The sequence below is a fragment of the Aeromicrobium sp. P2_G6 genome (genome assembly GCF_056403535.1).
The window spans coordinates 114,120-133,358 of record NZ_JBFUFH010000005.1; the positions used below are offsets into that span (position 1 = coordinate 114,120).

Sequence of the window (19,239 nt, forward strand, 5' to 3'; positions counted from 1 at the left end):
CGTGATTCTGGAAGCGCGTGACGTGGTGAAGAGCTTCGGGTCGCTCAAGGTCGTGGACTCGGTGTCGATGACCGTGCAACGCCAAGAGGTCGTCGTGATCATCGGGCCCTCGGGCTCGGGAAAGACGACGTTCCTCAGATGCCTGAATCACCTCGAGCCGATCGACTCAGGATCCGTACGCGTCCTGGGGGAGTCCGTCGGCTACAAGGAGGCCAAGGAAGGGCTCGTCGAGGAGAGCCCGAGAGCGGTGGCACGCCGCCGCCGCAAGATCGGCTTCGTCTTCCAGCGGTTCAATCTCTTTCCACACCTCTCGGCGCTCGACAATGTCGCGCTCGCCCCGATCAACGTCCTCGGCGTGGATCGGGACCAGGCCTACGACGAGGCCCGTGAGTTGCTGGCGCGGGTCGGCCTGTCGGACAAGGAGGGCACCCGTCCCAAGGCGCTCTCCGGGGGACAGCAACAGCGGGTGGCCATCGCGCGCGCACTCGCCATGAAGCCGGCGCTCATGCTCTTCGACGAGCCGACGAGCGCGTTAGATCCCGAGATGGTCGGCGAGGTTATCGCCGTGATGGGCGAGCTGGCCGCCGACGGCATGACGATGGTCGTCGTGACACACGAGATGGGATTCGCCAGATCCGCGGCTGACCGTCTCGTGATGTTCGACCACGGCCGGATCCTGGAGGAAGGCCCGCCGGAGAAGCTGTTCACCAGCGCGGAGCACGAGCGCACCAAGGCATTCCTGTCGATCCTCGGCGCCTAGCGTGGTCGGGCACAGCCATCCCGCGGTGCAGGAGGACGTGGCTCGGCAGCTGGGCTCGCTCAATACACACACCCGATACCTGGGGCGTGAGCTCGGCTCTCGGCATCAGAGAGTTCGTCAACCACCAGTTGGTTCGTTCGGCTCCTCGCTCCGTTCGATGACGCTGGTGATGCCCACGATCAGCAGCTCGAGCGCGAACGCGAACGCCCGGTCGGAACGCCGGCGTCCGGAACCGGCTTGCCGGATCGCCGCGATCAGCGCCGGGCTTCGGGCCTGGTCCACGGCCCAGCCCTCGTCCGGCGCCGCGAGGTCTAGGGCTGCGCCAATGACGACGCTGTCGCACATCGTGATCACGTCGAGCAGCTGGCCGTCGGGGACACCGGCCGCGGACAAGGCCTCGGCGAGCTCGTCGTACATCCCCATCACCTCCGGTGACGACACGGTGTATGCCGTCATCAGGGGAATGAGGCGTGGGTGCCGGGCGAAGCACGCGCGGTACCGGCGGAGCGACGCGCGGACGGCCTGCTCCCACGTGTCTGCTTCGCCACCCTCGTCGCCACCCTCGCGGAAGACCCAGGAGCGCATCGCCTCGACGATCTCAGCCTTGCTCGACAGGTGGTTGTACAGCGACGACGGGCGCACGCCGAGCGTGTCGGCGACCTGGACGATGGTGAACCCGCCGGTGCGGTCGACAAGGCCGAGTGCGGCGGTGGCGATCGCGTCCCGTGAGAGCAGCGGCGTGATGGGTCGTCCCACGAAATTTCCTCTCAAGACAATAGAACTTGTCAGGTTTCCTTGCCATTTGGTGCGGATGCCACGATACTCAAACGAATCATATTCGTTTTGCCGACCGCGAGGTAGCCATGTCCATATCTGAACGTCCCACTTCCTCGGACCCATCTTCGTCCACGTCCGGCTCGAGCACCCTGCGAGCAAACTCGATCGGCGCCGTCGGCGTGACCGCGACGGTCATCTCCGCGGCGGCGCCCCTGACGGCCCTGGCCGGCGTGGCACCGATCGCGCTGGCGATCGGCGGCGTCGGCGTGCCGGGAGCCTACCTGCTGGCCGGGATCGTGCTGTGTGTCTTCGCCATCGGCTTCGGCGCGATGGCGGCGAAGATCAGGCGGACCGGCGGCTTCTTCGTCTACATCGGCCACGCGTTCGGCGGCACCGCGGGGTTCGCGGCAGCCGTGCTGGCGATCGTTTCCTACAACCTGCTCCAGATCGGCGTCTACGGTCTCTTCGGCCTCCAGACCCAGGCGGCGCTGGACGACCTCTTCGGCGTGACCGCTCCGTGGTGGGTGATCGCGGCGATCGCGGTGGTTGCGGTGTTCACCCTGGGGGCGCTCGGGATCGACGTCGGGGCGAAGGTCCTCGTCGTGCTGATCACCCTGGAGTCGGCGATCCTGGCGATCATGGGTGTGGCCATCATCGCCCAGGGCGGCGCCGATGGGCTCGGGGTCGCGTCGTTCGAACCGGGCAACATCTTCAACAGCGGGGTGTTTGCGGTCCTCGGGATCTGCTTCGCCGCGTTCATGGGCTTCGAGTCCACAGCGTTGTACCGTGCCGAGGCGCGCGATCCCGCGCGGACGATTCCGCGGGCGACGTACGCCGCTGTCGGGTTCATGGCGTTGTTCTACTGCTTCATCACCTGGACCGTGGTGCAGGCGTTCGGCGAGGCCGGCATCCAGGCCGCGGCCGGTAAAATGGGTCCGGGGCTCTTCTTTGCCACCATGGACCAGTACGTCGGCGCGTGGGCGGTGCACGCCATGTACGTCCTGATCGTGACCAGTGTCTACGCCTCGCAGCTGGCCTTCCACAACGCGATCAACCGGTACGTGTTCGGGATGGCGGAGAGCGGCGCGCTGCCGACGGTGTTCGCCCGCACCAACCGCGCCGGCAGCCCGGCGTTCGCGGGCGGGGTGCAGAGCCTGCTTGCCCTGGCCGTCGTGCTCGCCGCCGCCGCGCTGGACCTCGACCCGATCCAGGACCTGCTGATCAAGGTGAACACTCCTGGCGTCATCGGCATCATCCTGCTGCAGCTGCTCGCCGCGGCCGCGGCGGTGGCGTTCTTCGTCCGCCGACGGGACACGCCGCGACGGGGTTTCTTGATCTCGACCTCGGTGGCAGCGGCCGGGCTGATGGCCTGGGTCATCTACGAGGTGGTCAAGCACATCGACGTGCTCACCGGCGCGCCGCAGGCAACCAACGTCGTGCTGGTCGGGATTGTCCCGGCGGTGCTCCTGCTCGGTGTCGTCGGCGGCCTGGTGCTGCGCAGCGCCCGACCCGAGACCATCGCCCTGCTGGCCCACGACGACGCCGAAGTGGAGCTCGCGGAGTGATGGATCTCGTCGTCGCCGCTGACCGGATCAGAACCCTCGCAGATCCCGACTCAGGTCCCACCGCGGTCGGGATCCGCGAGGGCCGGATCGCGGCCTTGGGCACCCGCGAGGACATCGCGGCGTGGCGCGGGTCTGCGACCCAGGTGATCGACCTCGGTGACGCCACGATCACGCCCGGTCTCATCGACGCGCACATCCACCCGGTGCTCGGGGCAGGGCTCACCCGAGGAGCCGCGCTGCTCGGGTTGGACATGCATGACGTACGCCGGACGCTGGCCGAGCACGCCGCCACTGTCAAGCCGGGCGAGTGGGTCCTCGGGTGGGGGCTGGACACGAACGCCGTGCACGGCCGAACCCTGACAGCGGCGGACATCGACGACGTGGTCGGCGGGCGACCGGCGCTGATCCGGTTGTTCGACGGCCACTCGGCGCTCGCCTCCACCGAGGCGCTGCGGATCGCCGGCGTCACCGGCGCGCGTGCCTTCGACCAGCGGTCCGAGGTCGTGTGCGACGCCGACGGTATACCGACCGGGCTGCTGCTCGAGGCCGCGGCGATCGCCCTCGTCGACGCCGCGGTTCCCGAGGCATCCGTCGAGGAGATCGCCGCCCGCACCTACGAGGCACTATCGGGCATGGCGGCGCTCGGGATCACCGCGGCACACGCGCTCGAGCACGCGGCCCAGGCGGCGACCGTCTACGGCCTGATCGAGAGCGCGGGCGACCTGCCGGTGCGGCTACGCTGCTCGCCGTGGGTCCAGCCGGGCACGGCCGAGGAGGACTGGGCTGCGGTGGCCGCGCTCCAAGGCTCGGGCGGCCGGCGCTGGTTGGTGCGAGGTGCGAAGCTGTTCATCGACGGCACCGTCGACAACGGCACCGCCTGGCTCGAGGAGCCGGACACGCTCGGCGAGTCCAGGGCGCCGTACTGGCCCGACCCGGAGGCGTACGCGCGGGCGATCGCCTGGTTCGACGAGCACGACGTGCCGACCGCCACGCATGCGATCGGTGACCAGGGCGTCCGCTACGTCCTGGACGCACTCGCGCGAACCCGCCACCGCGTGCGGCACCGTATCGAGCACATCGAGACGATCCCGGACGACCTCGTCGAGGCATTCGCAACGCTGCCGGTCACGGCGAGCATGCAGCCGACGCACTGCACGGAGTACACCACTCCCGATCACAGCGACAACTGGTCGACGCGGCTCGGGCCGGCTCGGGCCGGCCGAGGCTGGCGGATCGGGGACCTCCGAGCGGCCGGCGTGCGCGTCGCGCTCGGGTCCGACTGGCCGATCGCCGACTTCGATCCACGCGGGATCCTGGCGGCCGCGCAACTACGTCGCCGCGGCGGAGCTCCTGACCGCACGCCGATCAGCCCCGAGCAGGCGATCTCCGCCCGGATGGCGCTGGAGGGTTACACCACGCACGCCGCATGGTCCGTCGCCGAGGACGAGGTCGCGGGGACGCTCGAGGTCGGCAAGCGTGCTGACCTGACCGCGTTCGCCGTCGACCCGTTGGTCGCGCCACCGGACGAACTGGTGGACGCTCCGATCGTCCTCACGGTCGTGGACGGCGCGGTCTCCCACCGGGGAGCGCTGGGTTGAGGGGGACCTCTCAGGTGAGCGCGACCGTGCCACAACCACACCACGAACAGGATGGATGAGGAGAACGATGGGGACGCGGACCCAGCGCGACGCGGGCGACGGCAGCCGCGTCGCGGTCATCACAGGCGCAGGAAGTCCCGCGGGCATAGGGGTGGCTTGCGCGCGAGCGCTGGCCGGGACACACCGTCTGCTGGTGTCAGCGACGAGCCCGCGCATCGACGCGCGGGTGGGCGAGCTGCGCGCGTCGGGGGCGAACGCCATCGGGTTCGTGGGTGACCTCACCAGCTCCGCGACGGCCGACGAGCTGATCGGCGTGGCGCTCGAGCGCTGGGGCAGGGTGGACGCGCTGGTCAACAGCGCTGGCATGGTGGCCACCTCCGGCGAGGAGGAGCAGTCGCCGGCCGAGGACACCAGCGATGAGCAGTGGCGAGCACTGATCGCCCGCAACCTCGACACGAACTTCTACGTCACCCGTGCGGCGCTCACTCCGATGATTGCCGAGGGCTATGGCCGGATCGTCAGCATCGGGTCCCTCTCTGGCGGTGTGATGGCCTATCGAGGGGATGCCGCCTATCACGCGGCGAAGGCCGCAGTGATCGGGCTGTCCCGCTCGATCGCAGTCGACCACGCACACCGTGGGATCACCTGCAATGTCGTGGCGCCGGGCTGGATCGCCACCGGCTCGTCCTCAGAGCACGAACGCACGCTCGGGGGTGCCACACCGGTCGGACGCCCGGGGACCCCGGAGGAAGTCGCGTCCTTGGTCGCCTACCTCGCGTCCCCGGCCGCGTCGTACGTCACCGGCCAGGTGCTGGCGGTCGACGGCGGCAACTCCATCGACGAGGAGCCTTTCCTCGTCCGCCCGGGCGAACAGCTCTGATGAGCAAAGCCACGGAGAGCGTGGACATCGGTGCCGGCGCTCCGTCTCGCGACAGGCGGCCGTACCGTTCCGAGAAAGAGGAATTGAGACTCATGGCTGATCAGGTTTTTGACTTCTTCGCCCGCCCCGAGCTGCCTTCGCCGACGCTGGGRATCGAGGAGGTTCGGCGATTGTTGGACGAGGTGTTCGGGCTGCGATGCAACCTCACTGAGCTGGGGAGCCAGCAGGATCAGAACTTCGTCGTGTCCGACACCGAGAGCACCGCGCCGATCGGCGTGCTCAAGCTGAGCAACCCCGTCTTCAGCGAGGGGGAGATCGAATTGCAGGACCTCGCCGCGAAGACTGTCGCTGAGCGCGAGCCGACGCTGCGCGTCCCTCAGGTGGTCGCCGGGCCGCGCGGGCCGATGTCCGCGTGGTGGGACACCACTCAGGGACGCATTCACGCCCGGGTCATCACGCACGTCTCCGGCATGACGCTGATGGGATCCGGATACCTCTCGCCGGCTGTGGTGGCCAGGATGGGCGAGCTTGCCGCGAAGGTGAGCGTCGCGCTCTCGGACCTCCGGCATCCGGCGTCTGCTCGTGTGCTGCAGTGGGACCTTCGTCATGCCGAGCGGGTGATCGCGACGCTCACCCTCGACGAACCCGACACCGACGTGCGCCAGTTCGCCTCCGCCGTCGCCGCGTCAGCGCAGAGCCGGCTGGATGCGGTCTCCTCACACCTGCCCGTTCAGATCGGGCACTGGGACATCACCGATGACAACGTGATCGCGGCCGCCACACCGGGTGCGCCGCTGCCTGATGCCGTCATCGACTTCGGAGACGTCGCCGAGTCCTGGGCCGTGAACGAGATCGCCGTCACCGTCTCCTCGCTCCTGCATCATGACGGCCTCACGCCAGCTCATGCGCTGCCGGCCGTACGCGCATTCCACTCGCTGCGTCCGCTCAGCGAGGAGGAGGTCGACGCGATCTGGCCGCTGGTCGCCCTCCGCGGGGTGGTCTTGGCGCTGAGCGGCCGTCACCAGGTCCGGCTCGACGCGCAGAACGACTATGCCGACGCCGCGCTGGATCGCGAGTTCCGCATCCTCCAGCAGGCGGCATCGGTGCCCTTCGAGGTGATGAGCGAGATGTTGCGTCGCGCAGTGGGTCTCGAGCCCCGTCCGCGACCGGTCTGGAACGAGGCTCCGCTGGTCGGTGGCGTGGTCGACGCGGTGATTCTCGACGCTGGGACGATGTCGCCGCTCAATGACGAGGGACGTTGGTTGGACCAGGAGGCACTGACTGACGCCGCGCTGGCTGCCCTGGACGGCGGTGCACCTGCAGCGATCGCGCCGGCGTGGCACCCCCGGCTCACCGGGAGCCCCATGCGCACCCCTGCCGCACCGGCGACGGTGCCCACCGCGCTCACCCTGTGGCTCGCGCACGACCGGGCCGTCGATGTCCCGTCGGGCGGCCAGCTCACGCAGACTGCCGATGGCATCGCCGTCTCCCTTGACGGGCACGCCATCCGCTTCACCGGCTTCACGGACTCGGCGTCGGAACCAGGCCTGCTGCCCGCGCGCACCCCGATCGAGATCCAGCTCACCCGCGCCGATGTCGGCGAGGTCCCGCTGCGAGTGGAACCGTCGTACGCCGTTGGCTGGCAGAGCCTCGCCGGCGATCCCGGACCGGTCATCGGCCTCCCGGCGGTCACTCTCGAAAGCGGCGATGACACTCTCGCACGCCGCGAACGGGTGCTCGCCGAGGTGCAGGAGCACTATTACGCGTGCCCTCCCCGCATCGAGCGAGGATGGCGCGAGTTCCTCGCCGACACCGACGGCCGCGTCTATCTCGACATGGTCAACAACGTCACCTCGGTCGGACACGCCCACCCGACCGTGGTCGAGGCTGCCAACCGGCAGATGCGACTGCTCAACACCAACTCACGGTTCAACTACCGCGTGATCGCTGAGTTCGCGGACCGTGTCTCGGCGACGCTGCCCGACGAGCTCGACACGGTGTTCTTCGTCAACTCTGGCTCGGAGGCAACCGATCTCGCCATCCGCATCGCGATGGCCGCGACCGGGCGCACGGACATCGTGGCCATGCGCGAGGCGTACCACGGTTGGACCTTCGCCAGCGACGCCGTGTCGACCTCCATCGCAGACAACCCCAATGCCTTGACCACGCGACCACCGTGGGTGCACACCGTCGACGCCGCCAACCCCTTTCGCGGGATCCACCGCGGCCCCGACGCCGCTCGCTACGCTCCCGAGGCCGTGCAGGTCATCGATGACCTGGCAGCTGCGGGAACACCACCCGCCGGGTTCATCTGCGAGCCGTACTTCGGCAACGCCGGCGGCGTCGCGCTTCCTGACGGTTATCTCGCGCAGGTGTATGCCGCCGTACGCCGGCACGGTGGCATCGCCATCGCCGACGAGGTCCAGGTCGGCTACGGCAGGCTCGGCGAGTGGTTCTGGGGCTTCCAGCAGCAGCGAGCCGTGCCCGATGTCGTGGCCGTCGCGAAGTCCGTGGGCGCCGGGCAACCGATCGGCGTCGTCATCACCCGTCGAGAGATCGCCGACCGTTACCGCACAGGCGGGTACTTCTTCTCCTCCACCGGCGGCTCGCCGGTGTCGTCGGCGATCGGCCTGGCCGTGCTCGACGTCATCCAGCAAGAGGGCCTGCAGGAGAACGCGCGCGTCGTCGGTGCGCACTTGAAGGCCCGCCTACTCGCACTCGCCGACGCGCACTCCATCGTGGGCGCCGTCCACGGCTCCGGCCTCTACCTGGGCCTCGAGTTCGTGCGCGACCGAACCACCCTCGAGCCCGCGACCGAAGAGACAGCCGCGATCTGCGATCGCCTGCTCGAGCTGGGCGTCATCATGCAGCCGACCGGTGACTTCCAGAACGTGCTCAAGATCAAGCCCCCGCTGTGTGTCTCACAAGAATCGGTCGACTACTTCGCCGACTCCCTCGAGCGGGTCCTCACGACGGGCTGGTGACGGCGCGGCGGTGACTACGCGATCGCGAAGAGCTGGACGGATCGGGCTGCTGCTGGGTGATGCAGTGGATGCCGCCGCCGCGGGCGAACAGCGGCCGGGCGTCGACTGAGACGATGCGCCGACCCGGGTACGCGTCCTGGAGGATCTCGCGGGCTTCGCTGTCGCGGGGGTCGTCGAACCCGCAGGCGACGACGCCCTCGTTGCACACCAGGTGGTTGACGTAGCTGTAGTCGACGAAACCGTCCTCGTCCTCCAGCACGGTGGGCGCCGGCAGGGCGACGATGTTCCAGCTCTCGTCGAAGCTCGCGAGGATCTCTTCGACGGCGGCGTGATCGGGGTGTGACGGGTCCGGTTGGGCGTGGACCAGAACGGTGCCGGCTGTGGGGATCGTCGCGACGATGTCGACGTGGCCGCGGGTGCCGAACTCGTCGTAGTCGCGGGTCAGGCCGCGCGGCAGCCAGACCACCCGGTCAGCGCCGATGGTGCGGGCCAGCTCGGCCTCGACCTGTGCCCTCGACCAATCGACGTTGCGACCCTCGCCGCGCTGGACGGTCTCGGTGACCAGGGCCGTGCCGCGGCCGTCGACGTGGATTCCGCCGCCCTCATTGATCATGGGTGACTCGATCAGCTCGGCCCCGGCCCACTCAGCGACCTGGCGGCCGATCTGGGCGTCGTGCTCCCACGACGCCCACTGCTGGGCGCCCCAGCCGTTGAACACCCAGGCCACCGCTCCGAGCCGGCCGGCGATGTCGGTGTCGGGCTCGCGGACCACGAAGCTGGGTCCGATGTCCCGCATCCACGCGTCATCGAGCTTCGCCTCGAACAGCTCGATCTCCGAGCCGAGCCAGTCGCGCGCGACCTTCGCAGCAGAGGGGTCGACCACCATGCGTACGGGCTCGAACTCGCTGACGGCGTGAGCAACCGCAGCCCAGGTGGCGCGGGCCTCGTCAGCCTCGCCGGCGGTGTCACCGAGCGTGTAGCCGGAGCTGGGCCAGGCCATCCACGTGCAGGTGTGGCGAGCGGTCTCCGACGGCATCCGCCACATCAGGCGAGCCCGGAGTAGGTGTCGGGGCGCCGTGTGCGCAGGAACGGGAAGAGCGTGAGCCAGTCCTCGCGCTGGTCGATCGCGAGGTCGGCGACGAGGACGGCCTCGGTGTCGCGGGGCGCCTCGGCGAGCACTCGCCCGTACGGATCGACGATGAACGACGAGCCGTAGAACTGCAGCGTCCCCTCGTCTCCGGTTCGGTTGGGTACGACGATGAACAGCCCGTTGGCGATGGCATGCCCGACGATGACCTGCCGCCACAGCGGCTGCGTGTCGAAGTCCGGGAAGTCAGGCTCCGAGCCGATGGCAGTCGGATAGGCGAGGACGTCGGCGCCGCCCAGTGCGTAGAGCCGGGCAACTTCGGGGAACCACTCGTCCCAGCACGTCGGCAGGCCGAGGTTGAACCCGAGCTCGTCGGGCTGGTGGACGGGGTAGGCGTCGTCGGCCGGGCCGGGACGGAAGTACTTGTCCTCGAAGTAGCCCTCAGTCACCGGGATGTGGGTCTTGCGCGTACGGGCGACGACCTGCCCCGACGGCGCCACCAGAATCGCGCAGTTGAACCCCAGCCCGTCATCACCGTCGGCGCGCTCATAGAGCGAAGCGTGCACGAAGATGCCGTGCTGCTGGGCCATCCGTGCCGCGAAGGTCGCGGTCGGGCCCGTCAGGAGGTCCTCGGCGATGGCTGACGGCAACCCGCTCGGGAGGGTGTCAGCCGGGTAGCGCGAGAGGGTCAGCTCGGGGAGGAACACGATCCGTGCGCCGAGCTCGGCTGCCTGGGCCACCCCGTCGGCGAGGACCTGCTGCAGCTCCGCGGGGTCCTCTCGCCAGTGATGCTGGACCAGGCCGACACGCACTGGCGGCACCGTCGACGGCTTCGCGCCGGCGAGCGAGGGCTGGACGTCGAAGGCGGTGATCAGTTCCATGAGTCTCCAAGTCGGGACTGGTAAAACGAAGAAGATTCGTTTTAGTATGGTGACGACGTACCGGACTGGCAAGGGGTTCGGCAAAAAATTGTGGCGGAGGTGGCGTGGATGGCTCGGCCGTCGTCACCGATCCTGTCCGCCGAGAAGATCGCCCGGGCGGCTCTCGAGCTCGTGGACTCCACCGGCGAGTTCACGGTTGGAGCCGTCGCGAACCGGCTCGGGGTCCGGCCGTCGTCGCTCTACAACCATGTCTCCGGCCGCGACGACATCGTCGAGGGCATGCGTGCCCTGATGATGAGTGACGGCGCCCTCCAGTTCGACCCGGATGCCTCGTGGGACGACGCGTTGCCGATGTTCCTGCGCGAGTACCGCGATTCGTTCGCGCGACACCCGCGGCTCATCCCGATGCTCACCTCCAACACCGTCGTCTCCGAACCGGTCATGCAGATGTACGGGGTCATGGCCACGATCCTGCGCAGGTCCGGCGTCCCCGACGAGCTTCTGCTCGACGCGATCACGATCATGGACAGCTATGTCATCGGAGCAGCGCTGGATGTCGCAGCGCCGGACGAGGTCTGGGACTCGAGCGCAGCAACCAGCGACGCCATGCACGCGGCCATCGATGCCGCGCCAACCGGGCGTGCGCGCGCCGACCGCTCGTTCGACATCGGACTCCGCGTGATGCTCGAAGGCATCCGGACCCTGGCCAAGGAAGCCGATGCAACATCAAGCACCGTGGAAGGTTGAGCCATGACCAACGAAGACGTCGATGTCCTGATCGTGGGCGCCGGAGCGACGGGACTGTCCGCGGCGTACGCATTGCAGCGCGCCGGCCGCTCGGTGCTGGTGCTCGAGTCGCGGGCGCGCGTCGGTGGCCGGTTGTGGACCGACGAGGTCGACGGCGTGGACCTCGAGATCGGCGGGCAGTGGGTCTCGCCTGACCAGGATGCACTGCTCGCGATGCTCGACGAGCTGGGTCTCGAGACGTTCGAGCGACACCGCGAGGGCGAGTCGATCTACGTGGGTCTCGACGGCGAGCGTCGCACGTTCACCGGAGAGGTGCTGCCGGTCGCCGCGGCCGTCGAGTCGGAGATGACGAGGCTCACGGGCCTGCTCGATGAGCTGTCGGCACAGCTGGACCCATCGCGTCCCTGGGACATGCCGGGCGCCCGTGAGCTCGACCAGATCACGTTCCTCGGCTGGCTCGAGCAGAACTGCGACGAGCCGGAGGCCCGCGACAACATCGGCATGTTCATCGCGCAGGCCATGCTGACCAAGCCCGCCCACACGTTCTCGGCGCTGCAGGCGGTGCACATGGCGGCGAGCGCGGGCAGCTTCAGCAACCTCGTCGACTCGGAGTTCATCCTCGACAAGCGGGTCATCGACGGCCTCCAGCAGGTCCCGCTCCGCCTGGCCGAGCGACTCGGCGCCGCCGTGCGTACGGGCCATGACGTCGAAAAGGTCGTCTGGACCGAGGCCGGCGTCACCGTGTCGTCCGGGGACCTGACGGTCACCGCCGGTCACCTGGTGCTCGCGATCCCGCCGACGGCGGTCACGCGCGTGCGCTTCGAGCCGCCGCTGCCGTCGATCCAGCGCGAGACCCGCCAGCACCAGTCGTTCGGGCAGGTCATCAAGGTCCACGCGACCTACGAGACACCGTTCTGGCGCGACGCCGGGCTGTCCGGTACGGCGTTCAGCCCGTACGAGATCGTGCACGAGGCGTACGACAACACCAACCACGACGAGACCCGGGGGACGCTCGTGGGGTTCGTCTCCGACCTGCAGGCCGATGCCGTGCTCGCGCTGCCGGCAGCCCAGCGGCGCGAGGCGATTCTGTCGTCGCTGTCGACCTACTTCGGGCCCCAGGTCACTTCGCCGCTGACGTACTTCGAGAGCGACTGGACGTCCGAGGAGCTCGGCAGCGGGGCGTACGGCTCGAGCTTCGACATCGGTGGCCTCACCCGCTTCGGCCCCCGACTCCGCGAGCCGGTCGGGCCCATCCAGATCGGTAGCTCAGACGTCGCCGGCCTGGGTTTCCAGCACGTCGACGGTGCTTTGCGCGTCGGTGCAGAGCTGGCACAGGCGATCACCGGCGACTGACACAGGGCTAGTCAGCCTGCTCGGAGTCGAAGAGTGCGGTCATGCGACCTGCGGGATCGAGCCCGGTCAACAACGCCTCGCTGATGCTGGTCAGCTGATCGATCTGCTCGCGCGTGAGCGGATCGAAGACATACCGCCGAACGGTGTCGACGTGGCCGTGGGACGCCGACTCGACGGCGCTCCAACCGTCCTTGGTGAGCTTCGCGTTCGTCGCCCGCGCGTCCTCCGGGCAGGGCACCCGTTCCACCAGCCCACGATCCTCCAGGCGGCGCACCACGTGTGACAGCCGCGGGAGGGTGGCGTTCGTGCGCTGTGCCAACGAGGTCATTCTCAGCGTGCGGTCCGGTGCTTCCGACAGCATCGCGAGGACGAAGTAGTCGAAGTGCGTCAAGCCGGCGTCCGCGCGGAGCTGCGAGTCCAGCGCGCTCGGAAGCAGCTCGACCACAGCGATGAACCGCAGCCACGCGGCGCGTTCGTTCTCGTCCAGCCATTGGGTGCCCATACCCGAGAGGATACCGCATTAGTTGACACAACAACTAAATGCTGTAGGGTAATAGTTGTAGGAACAACTAATACCAATCAGAGGAGCTCGTCATGGCACAACTTTCCATTCTTGGTACCGGCAACATGGGCCAGGCCATCGCCGCGATTGCACGCAACGGCGGCCACAGTGTCCAGCTGCTCGGTTCGGACGACACCAGCACCCCGATCAGCGGCGACGTCGTTGTCCTCGCCGTCCCCTTCTCCGCGATCAACGATGTGATCGCCCAGCGCGGCGAGCAGCTCGCCGACCGGGTCGTGGTCGACATCACCAACCCGCTGAACTTCGAGACCTTCGACTCGCTCGTGGTCGCGGATGACAGCTCCGCGACGGCTGAGATCGCCGCCGCCCTGCCGCAGTCGCGGGTGCTCAAGGCGTTCAACACGACCTTTGCCGCCACCCTCAGCGCCGGAACGGTCGGTCCGTTGACCACCTCGGTCCTGATCGCGGGCGACGACGCCGACGCCAAGTCGACCCTTGCCGGCATCGTCACCGACGGTGGGCTGAAGGCGATCGACGCCGGCGCGCTCTCCCGGGCGCGTGAGCTCGAGGCGCTCGGCTTCCTGCAGCTGACGCTCGCAGCGACGGAGAAGGTCTCCTGGTCCGGCGGATTCGGCATCGCGGCCTGACCCTCGTCAGCAACGGCGAGAGAAGCACGACATTCAAGGAGGAAAGAGTCATGAGCAAGAGACTGAGTGTGGCGCAGCACCGCCGGCGGTGGAGGATGTCGACGACGGCGGTCGTGTCCATCGGGGTCCTGGGAATCGCAGCGATTGCCCTCGCGCGGTACGACCGTATCGAGCTGAGCCCCTGGGGCCGCTACGTCGCTCTTGCCATGGCCGTCTTCTCTGCTCTGGCGGGTATGGCATTTGCATTCGCCAGGGCAGCCATCGAGAGCAGAGGCGACTGACCTCGCCGGGGCCGCTTCGCGAAGGTGAAACGGCCCCGGGGCGACGAGGGCCGCCTCGCTAGATTGCTTGCATGAGTGCGCCCGTTGACCGTGCCCGCCTGGACGTACGAGCTCACTGGCCGGTGGCCGCACCGGTCGCCTCACTGCTGGTGCTCATCGCCACGTGGTTCAACCACGACCAGTGGGCGGTGCTGGTCGTCGTCGGGGTTGCACTGGTCGCCGGGATCATCGCCGCCGTCCACCACGCCGAGGTCGTGGCGCACAAGGTGGGAGAGCCGTTCGGCTCGTTGATCCTGGCGGTGGCGGTCACGGTGATCGAGGTCGGCCTGATCGTGATGCTGATGACCAGGGGTGGCCAAGGCGCCAGCACGTATGCCCGCGACACGGTCTTCGCGGCGGTGATGATCACCCTCAACGGGATCGTGGGCATCTCGTTGGTGGCCGGCGCACTCAAGCACCACCTGGTGAGCTTCAATGCGTCGGGCACCGGATCGGCGGTGGCCACCGTCATCACCCTTGCCGGGGTCTGCCTGGTGCTGCCCAGCTTCACCACCTCGGCCGAAGGCCCGGAGTACTCACCCTCGCAGCTGGCGTTTGCTGCGGTGGCTTCCCTGGCGCTGTACGCCGCCTTCGTGTTCACGCAGACCATCCGTCACCGCGACTTCTTCCTGCCGGTCTCCAGCGATGAGCGCGGGCACGTCACCGGTCTGCTCGACCTCGACGCCGACGGCCACGCCGACCCACCGTCCGCGCGTGACGCCTGGCTCAGCCTCGGGCTGCTCCTTGCCGCCCTCGTGTCAGTGGTCGGGCTGGCGAAGCTGCTCTCGCCCAGCATCGAGGACGGCGTTGCTGACCTGGGTCTTCCCTACGGGGTGGTCGGCGTCGTGATCGCGCTGTTCGTGCTCGCGCCGGAGTCGATCTCAGCGCTCCGCAATGGTGCGCGCAACCGGGTGCAGACGAGCCTCAACCTCGCGTACGGCTCGGCGATGGCGTCCATCGGCCTCACCATCCCGACGGTCGCAATCGCCATGATCTGGATCGATGGCCCGCTCAAGCTCGGGCTGGAGCCCACGCAGATGGTGCTGTTGGCGCTCAGCGTCGTCGTCACGGCGTTCACGGTCGTCCAGGGCCGGGCGTACGCGCTTCAAGGCTTCGTCCACCTGGTGCTGCTCGCCGCCTTCCTGTTCCTGTCCGTGCAGCCCTGATACGCCCGGACGTACGCCGGCAGGCCGGCCGCACACCAGTCGTCCCTCAACCTCGCGTACGGCGGAACGCTCCGCGACCGTTGCGGCGGACCATGGCGACGACCGTGGCCAGGCGACCACGGCTGGGGTCGGGCTCCAGCCCGGCGCCGAGACGGTGAAGCTGGTCGGTGTGCCAGCTCAGGTCGAGGATCCCGTCGAGCTGCTTGAGGTCCGCGACCTTGCCCAGAACGCCGCGCATGCCGAACTTCACGTTGTGGGCCTCGATGCTGTCCGCGCGGCCGCCGAGGATCACTGATGCCGAGTCGGTCGTGAGGACAGTGGGGCGACCGATGCCGACGACGTCGCACTCGCCGGTTCCGACGGCCGAGTCCATGCCCGTGCGCGACCGGAATCCGCCGGTCACGGCGAGCGGCACATCTCCGACGACCTCGCGCACCGTGCGGGCGTACTCGAGGAAGTACGCCTCGCGCGCCCGCGTCGATGCTGCTGCGGTGCCCATCATGGCCGGTGACTCGTAGCTGCCGCCACTGATCTCGATCATGTCGAGGCCCTCGCCGGCCAGCGCAGCCAGGACGCCGCGCGACTCGTCCTCGGTGAACCCACCGCGCTGGAAGTCGGCGGAGTTGAGCTTGATGGCGACGGCGAAACCGGGGGAGACCCGCGAGCGGATGCGGCGGACGACCTCGAGCGGGAACCGCATGCGACGCTCGGGATCGCCGCCCCACTCGTCGGTCCGCAGGTTCGACAGCGGGGACAGGAACTGGTTGACCAGGTAGCCGTGGGCGCCGTGCACCTGCACGCCGTTGAACCCTGCCGTCTCACACACAACAGCCGCCGTGGCGAATCGGTCGATGATGTCCTCGATCTCGTCACCGGTCAGCTCGCGAGGGGTGGTCGCGCCGGGCAGGTTCAGCGCAACAGCGCTCGGTGCCACCGGCGTATGACGCACCGCCATCAAGCTCGACTGGCGACCCGGGTGGTTGAGCTGAGCCCAGATCGGCACGCCGGCGTCCTGGGTGGTCTTCGCCCACCGGGACAGGGCGTCGAGGTCGCGTTCGTCCTCGATCACGACGTTGTCGGGCTCGCCGAGCTGACGACGGTCGACCATGACGTTGCCGGTGATGATCAGGCCGTATCCGCCGGTGCTCCAGCGCTCATACAGCTTCGACAGCCGGTGGTCGGGCGAGTTGTTCCGGTCGGCCAGCGCCTCGCTCAGGGCTGACTTCATGATGCGGTTGGGCAGCACCTGGCCGTTGGGCAGGGTCAGGGGATCGTGGAGTGATGGCATGGCAGGTCCTTGTGTCGGGTGGGTGCGTCAGATGTTTAGGCGTGTGACCGGGCGAGCCCGTTCGTCTCGAGATCAGCGAGGGCTCCCTGCACCGCTTTGTCGGTCAGGTACTTCGCGTCGAGAACCGGTGCGGCGACGCCTCGCAGCGTTGACACCGGACGCCAGCGACCCGGCACCGTGAGCCTGCGGCGCCGATCCTCGATGCCCCGGACGATCGCTGCCGCAGCAGTCTCGGGCTTGATGCGCTTCAGCATGAACTTCGGGCTCGCGGACAACAGCGCGTGCAGATGGGGATCGGCGTCGACGCCTTCGCGGATCATGTCGGTCTCGATGAGCGAGAAGTACGCCGTCATGACCGAGGCCCCGTGCATCGCCAGCTCGGTGTTGAGCCCGCGTCCGAGCTGTTCGACGGCAGCCTTGCTCATGGCGTACGGGATCGCGCCGGCGCCGTTCATGTAGGCGAACACCGAGCTGATGAGCACCAGCTGGCCCTGGTTGGCGATGACCTCCTCGATCGTCGCTGCGACGGTGTTCGTCACGCCGTCGACGTTGACCGCCATGACAGCTGTGGTGTTCTCGGGTCGTGACGCGCGCATCGTGCCGCCGACGCCGAGGATGCCCGCATTGGCGATGGCCATGTCGATACGACCGCGCGACTCGCGGGCGATCTCGACGGCACTCCGGACGGACGCGAGATCGGTGACATCGCACTCGACGGCCATGCCGAGGCCGTCAGGCAGTGCCGCGGCAGTCCGCTCGGCGGTGGGCAGGTCACGGTCGGCGATGACCACGTACGCCCCTCGCTTGGCGAGCTCCGCTGCGGTCGCCGCCCCGAGGCCGCGGCCTCCTCCGGTGATGAAGGCGACCTTGCCGGCGAGCTGATATGTCGTGCGACGACGGGGATTGAGGTTCATGGCGGAGAACATAACATCGTTACAAAAGTTCCGGAAGGGCTATTGACGAACTCATGCTCAATTGAAAGTATGATCGTAATATAAATCTGAGGAGCAATGCCATGAAGTGGAAAGACGTACCGAACCAGACGATCGATGTCGATGGGGTGCCCTTCACCTACCGGGCCCTTGGGCCCGAGGGTGGCGTGCCCGTGGTCTTCCTCCACCACCTGATGGCGACGCTTGACGACTGGGACCCGAAGGTCATCAACGGGCTCGCTGAGCATCACCGCGTCATCGCGTTCGACAACCGTGGTGTCGGTGGCACCGGCGGATCGGTGCCGGACAACATCGAGGCGATGGGACGCGACGCGATCGCGTTCATCCGGGCGCTCGGACTCCAGAAGGTCGATCTCCTCGGGTTCTCCCTCGGCGGTGGCGTCGCACAAATGGTGCTCCTGCAGGCGCCGGACCTGGTGCGCCGCGCCATCCTCGCCGGGACCGGGCCTCGTGGTGGAGGCGGCATCGAGGAGATCACCAAGGTGGCAGTCCTCGCCTACGTCAAGGCGGCCGTGACCCTGAGCGACGCACGCAACTTCCTGTTCTTCCCGCGTACGACCGAAGGCAAGCGCGCCGCGAAGGCCTACTTTGCCCGCCTCAAGGAGCGCACGACGGGACGGGACAAGTCGATCTCGCTGCAGGCGCGGCGCGCACAGCTCAAGGCGATTCGCGCCGCCGGCCTGTCCAAGCCCGATGACCTGTCGCAGATCACCCACCCGGTCTTCGTCGCCAACGGAAGCAACGACCTGATGGTCGCGAGCAGCCACTCGATCGCCATGGCTGAGCGCATGCCCGACGCCCACGTCAAGATCTACCCGGACTCCGGCCACGGCGGCGTGTTCCAGCATCACGCGGAGTTCGTCGAGGACGCCCTGAAGCACCTCGCCGGCTGAGCTGACGGCCCTTGCGCAGCCGGGAGGCGTGTCCTAATGTCGAGCAACTCGCGTTCGTAACTTCGTTATGGAGATCTCATGAGCAGTGCCGACTTCCTGACCGTCGACGTCTTTGACCGTCCGCCCGGCGGGCGCCTCCTCTGGCGGCGCCGGGCGAGCCGCGAGGTCGCCCGTGGGATCTCCGGTCTGCGAGCCGCGACCGTCAACCACGCCAACAACGCCACATATTCGCTGGCGCCGAGTCTCGTGCCGGGCGGGTGCGCGCTGGTCGCGGCCTGGGACTCCCCGGATGCGGCCGAGGCGGCATACCGAGGACCGCTCCGTGCGTTGATCGACGGCCCGGGGCGCTTCAGCCTCGACGGCCAGATGGTCCGCGTCAGGGTGAGCGAGGACGGTGACCGGTGGCACGGCTGGTCGCCCTGTGCCGAGGGCGCTGAGCCCCTCGAAAAGGACGAGCCGATGGTGGCGATCGTCCACGGCGTCCTCCGCAAGGGTCACCTCGTGCGGTTCGTCCGCAACAACCTGCACGCAGCCAGTCGTGCGGCCCACCATCCTGGCCACCGTGGCAGCGTCGACATCTCGTCCCAGCTGCCGTACGAACACACGTCCATCAGCCTCTGGAAGACGTACGCACTCGCTCAGGACTTCGCCTACCGGCCCGGAGGGCATGCGACCGGCATGAAGCACTCTCTGCAGAACAATACGCACGCGACCGGTGTGTTCCTGCAGGTGCGGCCCACGGCGAGCACCGGGATCCTCGGGATCGATGCCCCGCCGTTTCCGGGCTTGTCACCGGCCAACCGCGGCGGGTCGTGAG

At 68.3% G+C, this 19,239-nt stretch carries 18 protein-coding genes; 12 read left to right on the forward strand and 6 right to left on the reverse strand.

Features of this window, described 5'->3' with window-relative positions; all coding sequences use genetic code 11:
* The first annotated feature begins 1 nt into the window (after position 1).
* Positions 2-760: an amino acid ABC transporter ATP-binding protein gene (locus AC1DVU_RS16200; RefSeq protein WP_476923490.1), complete on the forward strand. Its 759-nt coding sequence runs from the start codon at positions 2-4 to the stop codon at positions 758-760.
* Between the two features lie 117 nt (positions 761-877).
* Here AC1DVU_RS16200 and AC1DVU_RS16205 read toward each other — a convergent pair whose 3' ends face one another.
* Entirely contained in the window at positions 878-1,516 is a 639-nt protein-coding gene (locus tag AC1DVU_RS16205; RefSeq protein WP_476923491.1) for a TetR/AcrR family transcriptional regulator, read from the reverse strand.
* Between the two features lie 200 nt (positions 1,517-1,716).
* Between AC1DVU_RS16205 and AC1DVU_RS16210 the strand changes: the two genes are divergently transcribed.
* The 4 genes from AC1DVU_RS16210 (at position 1,717) to AC1DVU_RS16225 (ending at position 8,564) form a co-directional block, all read left to right on the forward strand.
* Complete coding sequence (locus AC1DVU_RS16210) at positions 1,717-3,102, forward strand: APC family permease (protein ID WP_476923492.1); 1,386 nt, start codon at positions 1,717-1,719, stop codon at positions 3,100-3,102.
* Complete coding sequence (locus AC1DVU_RS16215; protein WP_476923493.1) at positions 3,102-4,700, forward strand: amidohydrolase; 1,599 nt, start codon at positions 3,102-3,104, stop codon at positions 4,698-4,700. Before AC1DVU_RS16210 ends, AC1DVU_RS16215 begins: the two co-directional genes overlap by 1 nt.
* A gap of 67 nt (positions 4,701-4,767) precedes the next feature.
* Positions 4,768-5,580 carry an SDR family NAD(P)-dependent oxidoreductase gene (locus AC1DVU_RS16220; RefSeq protein ID WP_476923494.1) on the forward strand — a complete coding sequence of 271 codons (813 nt, stop codon included), beginning with the start codon at positions 4,768-4,770 and terminating at the stop codon, positions 5,578-5,580.
* A 92-nt stretch (positions 5,581-5,672) separates the two neighbouring features.
* Positions 5,673-8,564: an aminotransferase gene (locus AC1DVU_RS16225; protein WP_476923495.1), complete on the forward strand. Its 2,892-nt coding sequence runs from the start codon at positions 5,673-5,675 to the stop codon at positions 8,562-8,564.
* Here the strand turns inward: AC1DVU_RS16225 and AC1DVU_RS16230 are convergent.
* Entirely contained in the window at positions 8,548-9,600 is a 1,053-nt protein-coding gene (locus tag AC1DVU_RS16230; protein WP_476923496.1) for an agmatine deiminase family protein, read from the reverse strand. The two genes, AC1DVU_RS16225 and AC1DVU_RS16230, sit on opposite strands and share 17 nt — an antisense overlap.
* A gap of 8 nt (positions 9,601-9,608) precedes the next feature.
* The gene (locus AC1DVU_RS16235; RefSeq protein WP_476923497.1) at positions 9,609-10,532 is read right to left on the reverse strand and encodes a nitrilase-related carbon-nitrogen hydrolase; all 924 of its coding nucleotides are present in this window, start codon (positions 10,530-10,532) and stop codon (positions 9,609-9,611) included.
* A gap of 108 nt (positions 10,533-10,640) precedes the next feature.
* Between AC1DVU_RS16235 and AC1DVU_RS16240 the strand changes: the two genes are divergently transcribed.
* Both AC1DVU_RS16240 and AC1DVU_RS16245 read left to right on the forward strand, forming a co-directional pair.
* Positions 10,641-11,279 carry a TetR/AcrR family transcriptional regulator gene (locus AC1DVU_RS16240; RefSeq protein WP_476923498.1) on the forward strand — a complete coding sequence of 213 codons (639 nt, stop codon included), beginning with the start codon at positions 10,641-10,643 and terminating at the stop codon, positions 11,277-11,279.
* 3 nt (positions 11,280-11,282) lie between these two features.
* Entirely contained in the window at positions 11,283-12,632 is a 1,350-nt protein-coding gene (locus AC1DVU_RS16245) for a flavin monoamine oxidase family protein (protein ID WP_476923499.1), read from the forward strand.
* 7 nt (positions 12,633-12,639) lie between these two features.
* Here the strand turns inward: AC1DVU_RS16245 and AC1DVU_RS16250 are convergent, their stop codons facing one another.
* On the reverse strand, positions 12,640-13,134 hold the full coding sequence (locus AC1DVU_RS16250) for a MarR family winged helix-turn-helix transcriptional regulator (RefSeq protein ID WP_476923500.1): 495 nt from the start codon (positions 13,132-13,134) through the stop codon (positions 12,640-12,642).
* A gap of 92 nt (positions 13,135-13,226) precedes the next feature.
* Here AC1DVU_RS16250 and AC1DVU_RS16255 point away from each other — a divergent pair, with 92 nt between their 5' ends.
* The 3 genes from AC1DVU_RS16255 (at position 13,227) to AC1DVU_RS16265 (ending at position 15,288) form a co-directional block, all read left to right on the forward strand.
* Positions 13,227-13,802, forward strand: a complete 576-nt coding sequence (locus tag AC1DVU_RS16255) for an NADPH-dependent F420 reductase (protein ID WP_476923501.1) — start codon at positions 13,227-13,229, stop codon at positions 13,800-13,802.
* A 50-nt stretch (positions 13,803-13,852) separates the two neighbouring features.
* A complete protein-coding gene (locus AC1DVU_RS16260) occupies positions 13,853-14,083 on the forward strand; it encodes a hypothetical protein (protein ID WP_476923502.1) in 231 nt (76 codons plus the stop codon).
* 71 nt (positions 14,084-14,154) lie between these two features.
* Positions 14,155-15,288 (forward strand): calcium:cation antiporter, encoded by a 1,134-nt coding sequence (locus AC1DVU_RS16265; protein ID WP_476923503.1) that lies wholly within the window; start codon positions 14,155-14,157, stop codon positions 15,286-15,288.
* 46 nt (positions 15,289-15,334) lie between these two features.
* Here AC1DVU_RS16265 and AC1DVU_RS16270 read toward each other — a convergent pair whose 3' ends face one another.
* Both AC1DVU_RS16270 and AC1DVU_RS16275 read right to left on the reverse strand, forming a co-directional pair.
* Positions 15,335-16,576, reverse strand: coding sequence for an NADH:flavin oxidoreductase/NADH oxidase family protein (locus AC1DVU_RS16270; RefSeq protein WP_476923504.1), 1,242 nt, complete (start codon positions 16,574-16,576; stop codon positions 15,335-15,337).
* 35 nt (positions 16,577-16,611) lie between these two features.
* A complete protein-coding gene (locus AC1DVU_RS16275; protein WP_476923505.1) occupies positions 16,612-17,490 on the reverse strand; it encodes an SDR family NAD(P)-dependent oxidoreductase in 879 nt (292 codons plus the stop codon).
* Positions 17,491-17,591: 101 nt separating this feature from the next.
* Between AC1DVU_RS16275 and AC1DVU_RS16280 the strand changes: the two genes are divergently transcribed.
* Positions 17,592-18,422 carry an alpha/beta fold hydrolase gene (locus AC1DVU_RS16280; protein WP_476923506.1) on the forward strand — a complete coding sequence of 277 codons (831 nt, stop codon included), beginning with the start codon at positions 17,592-17,594 and terminating at the stop codon, positions 18,420-18,422.
* 78 nt (positions 18,423-18,500) lie between these two features.
* Positions 18,501-19,238 (forward strand): hypothetical protein, encoded by a 738-nt coding sequence (locus AC1DVU_RS16285; protein WP_476923507.1) that lies wholly within the window; start codon positions 18,501-18,503, stop codon positions 19,236-19,238.
* The last annotated feature ends 1 nt before the right edge of the window (position 19,239 follow it).

Excerpts from the sequence above, each read along its gene's own strand:
- AC1DVU_RS16215 (WP_476923493.1), top strand. The coding sequence starts at position 3,102 with ATGGATCTCGTCGTCGCCGCTGACCGGATCAGAACCCTCGCAGATCCC.
- AC1DVU_RS16220 (WP_476923494.1), top strand. The coding sequence starts at position 4,768 with ATGGGGACGCGGACCCAGCGCGACGCGGGCGACGGCAGCCGCGTCGCG.
- AC1DVU_RS16230 (WP_476923496.1), bottom strand. The coding sequence starts at position 9,600 with ATGCCGTCGGAGACCGCTCGCCACACCTGCACGTGGATGGCCTGGCCC.
- AC1DVU_RS16235 (WP_476923497.1), bottom strand. The coding sequence starts at position 10,532 with ATGGAACTGATCACCGCCTTCGACGTCCAGCCCTCGCTCGCCGGCGCG.
- AC1DVU_RS16240 (WP_476923498.1), top strand. The coding sequence starts at position 10,641 with ATGGCTCGGCCGTCGTCACCGATCCTGTCCGCCGAGAAGATCGCCCGG.
- AC1DVU_RS16245 (WP_476923499.1), top strand. The coding sequence starts at position 11,283 with ATGACCAACGAAGACGTCGATGTCCTGATCGTGGGCGCCGGAGCGACG.
- AC1DVU_RS16250 (WP_476923500.1), bottom strand. The coding sequence starts at position 13,134 with ATGGGCACCCAATGGCTGGACGAGAACGAACGCGCCGCGTGGCTGCGG.
- AC1DVU_RS16255 (WP_476923501.1), top strand. The coding sequence starts at position 13,227 with ATGGCACAACTTTCCATTCTTGGTACCGGCAACATGGGCCAGGCCATC.
- AC1DVU_RS16260 (WP_476923502.1), top strand. The coding sequence starts at position 13,853 with ATGAGCAAGAGACTGAGTGTGGCGCAGCACCGCCGGCGGTGGAGGATG.
- AC1DVU_RS16265 (WP_476923503.1), top strand. The coding sequence starts at position 14,155 with ATGAGTGCGCCCGTTGACCGTGCCCGCCTGGACGTACGAGCTCACTGG.
- AC1DVU_RS16270 (WP_476923504.1), bottom strand. The coding sequence starts at position 16,576 with ATGCCATCACTCCACGATCCCCTGACCCTGCCCAACGGCCAGGTGCTG.
- AC1DVU_RS16275 (WP_476923505.1), bottom strand. The coding sequence starts at position 17,490 with ATGAACCTCAATCCCCGTCGTCGCACGACATATCAGCTCGCCGGCAAG.
- AC1DVU_RS16280 (WP_476923506.1), top strand. The coding sequence starts at position 17,592 with ATGAAGTGGAAAGACGTACCGAACCAGACGATCGATGTCGATGGGGTG.
- AC1DVU_RS16285 (WP_476923507.1), top strand. The coding sequence starts at position 18,501 with ATGAGCAGTGCCGACTTCCTGACCGTCGACGTCTTTGACCGTCCGCCC.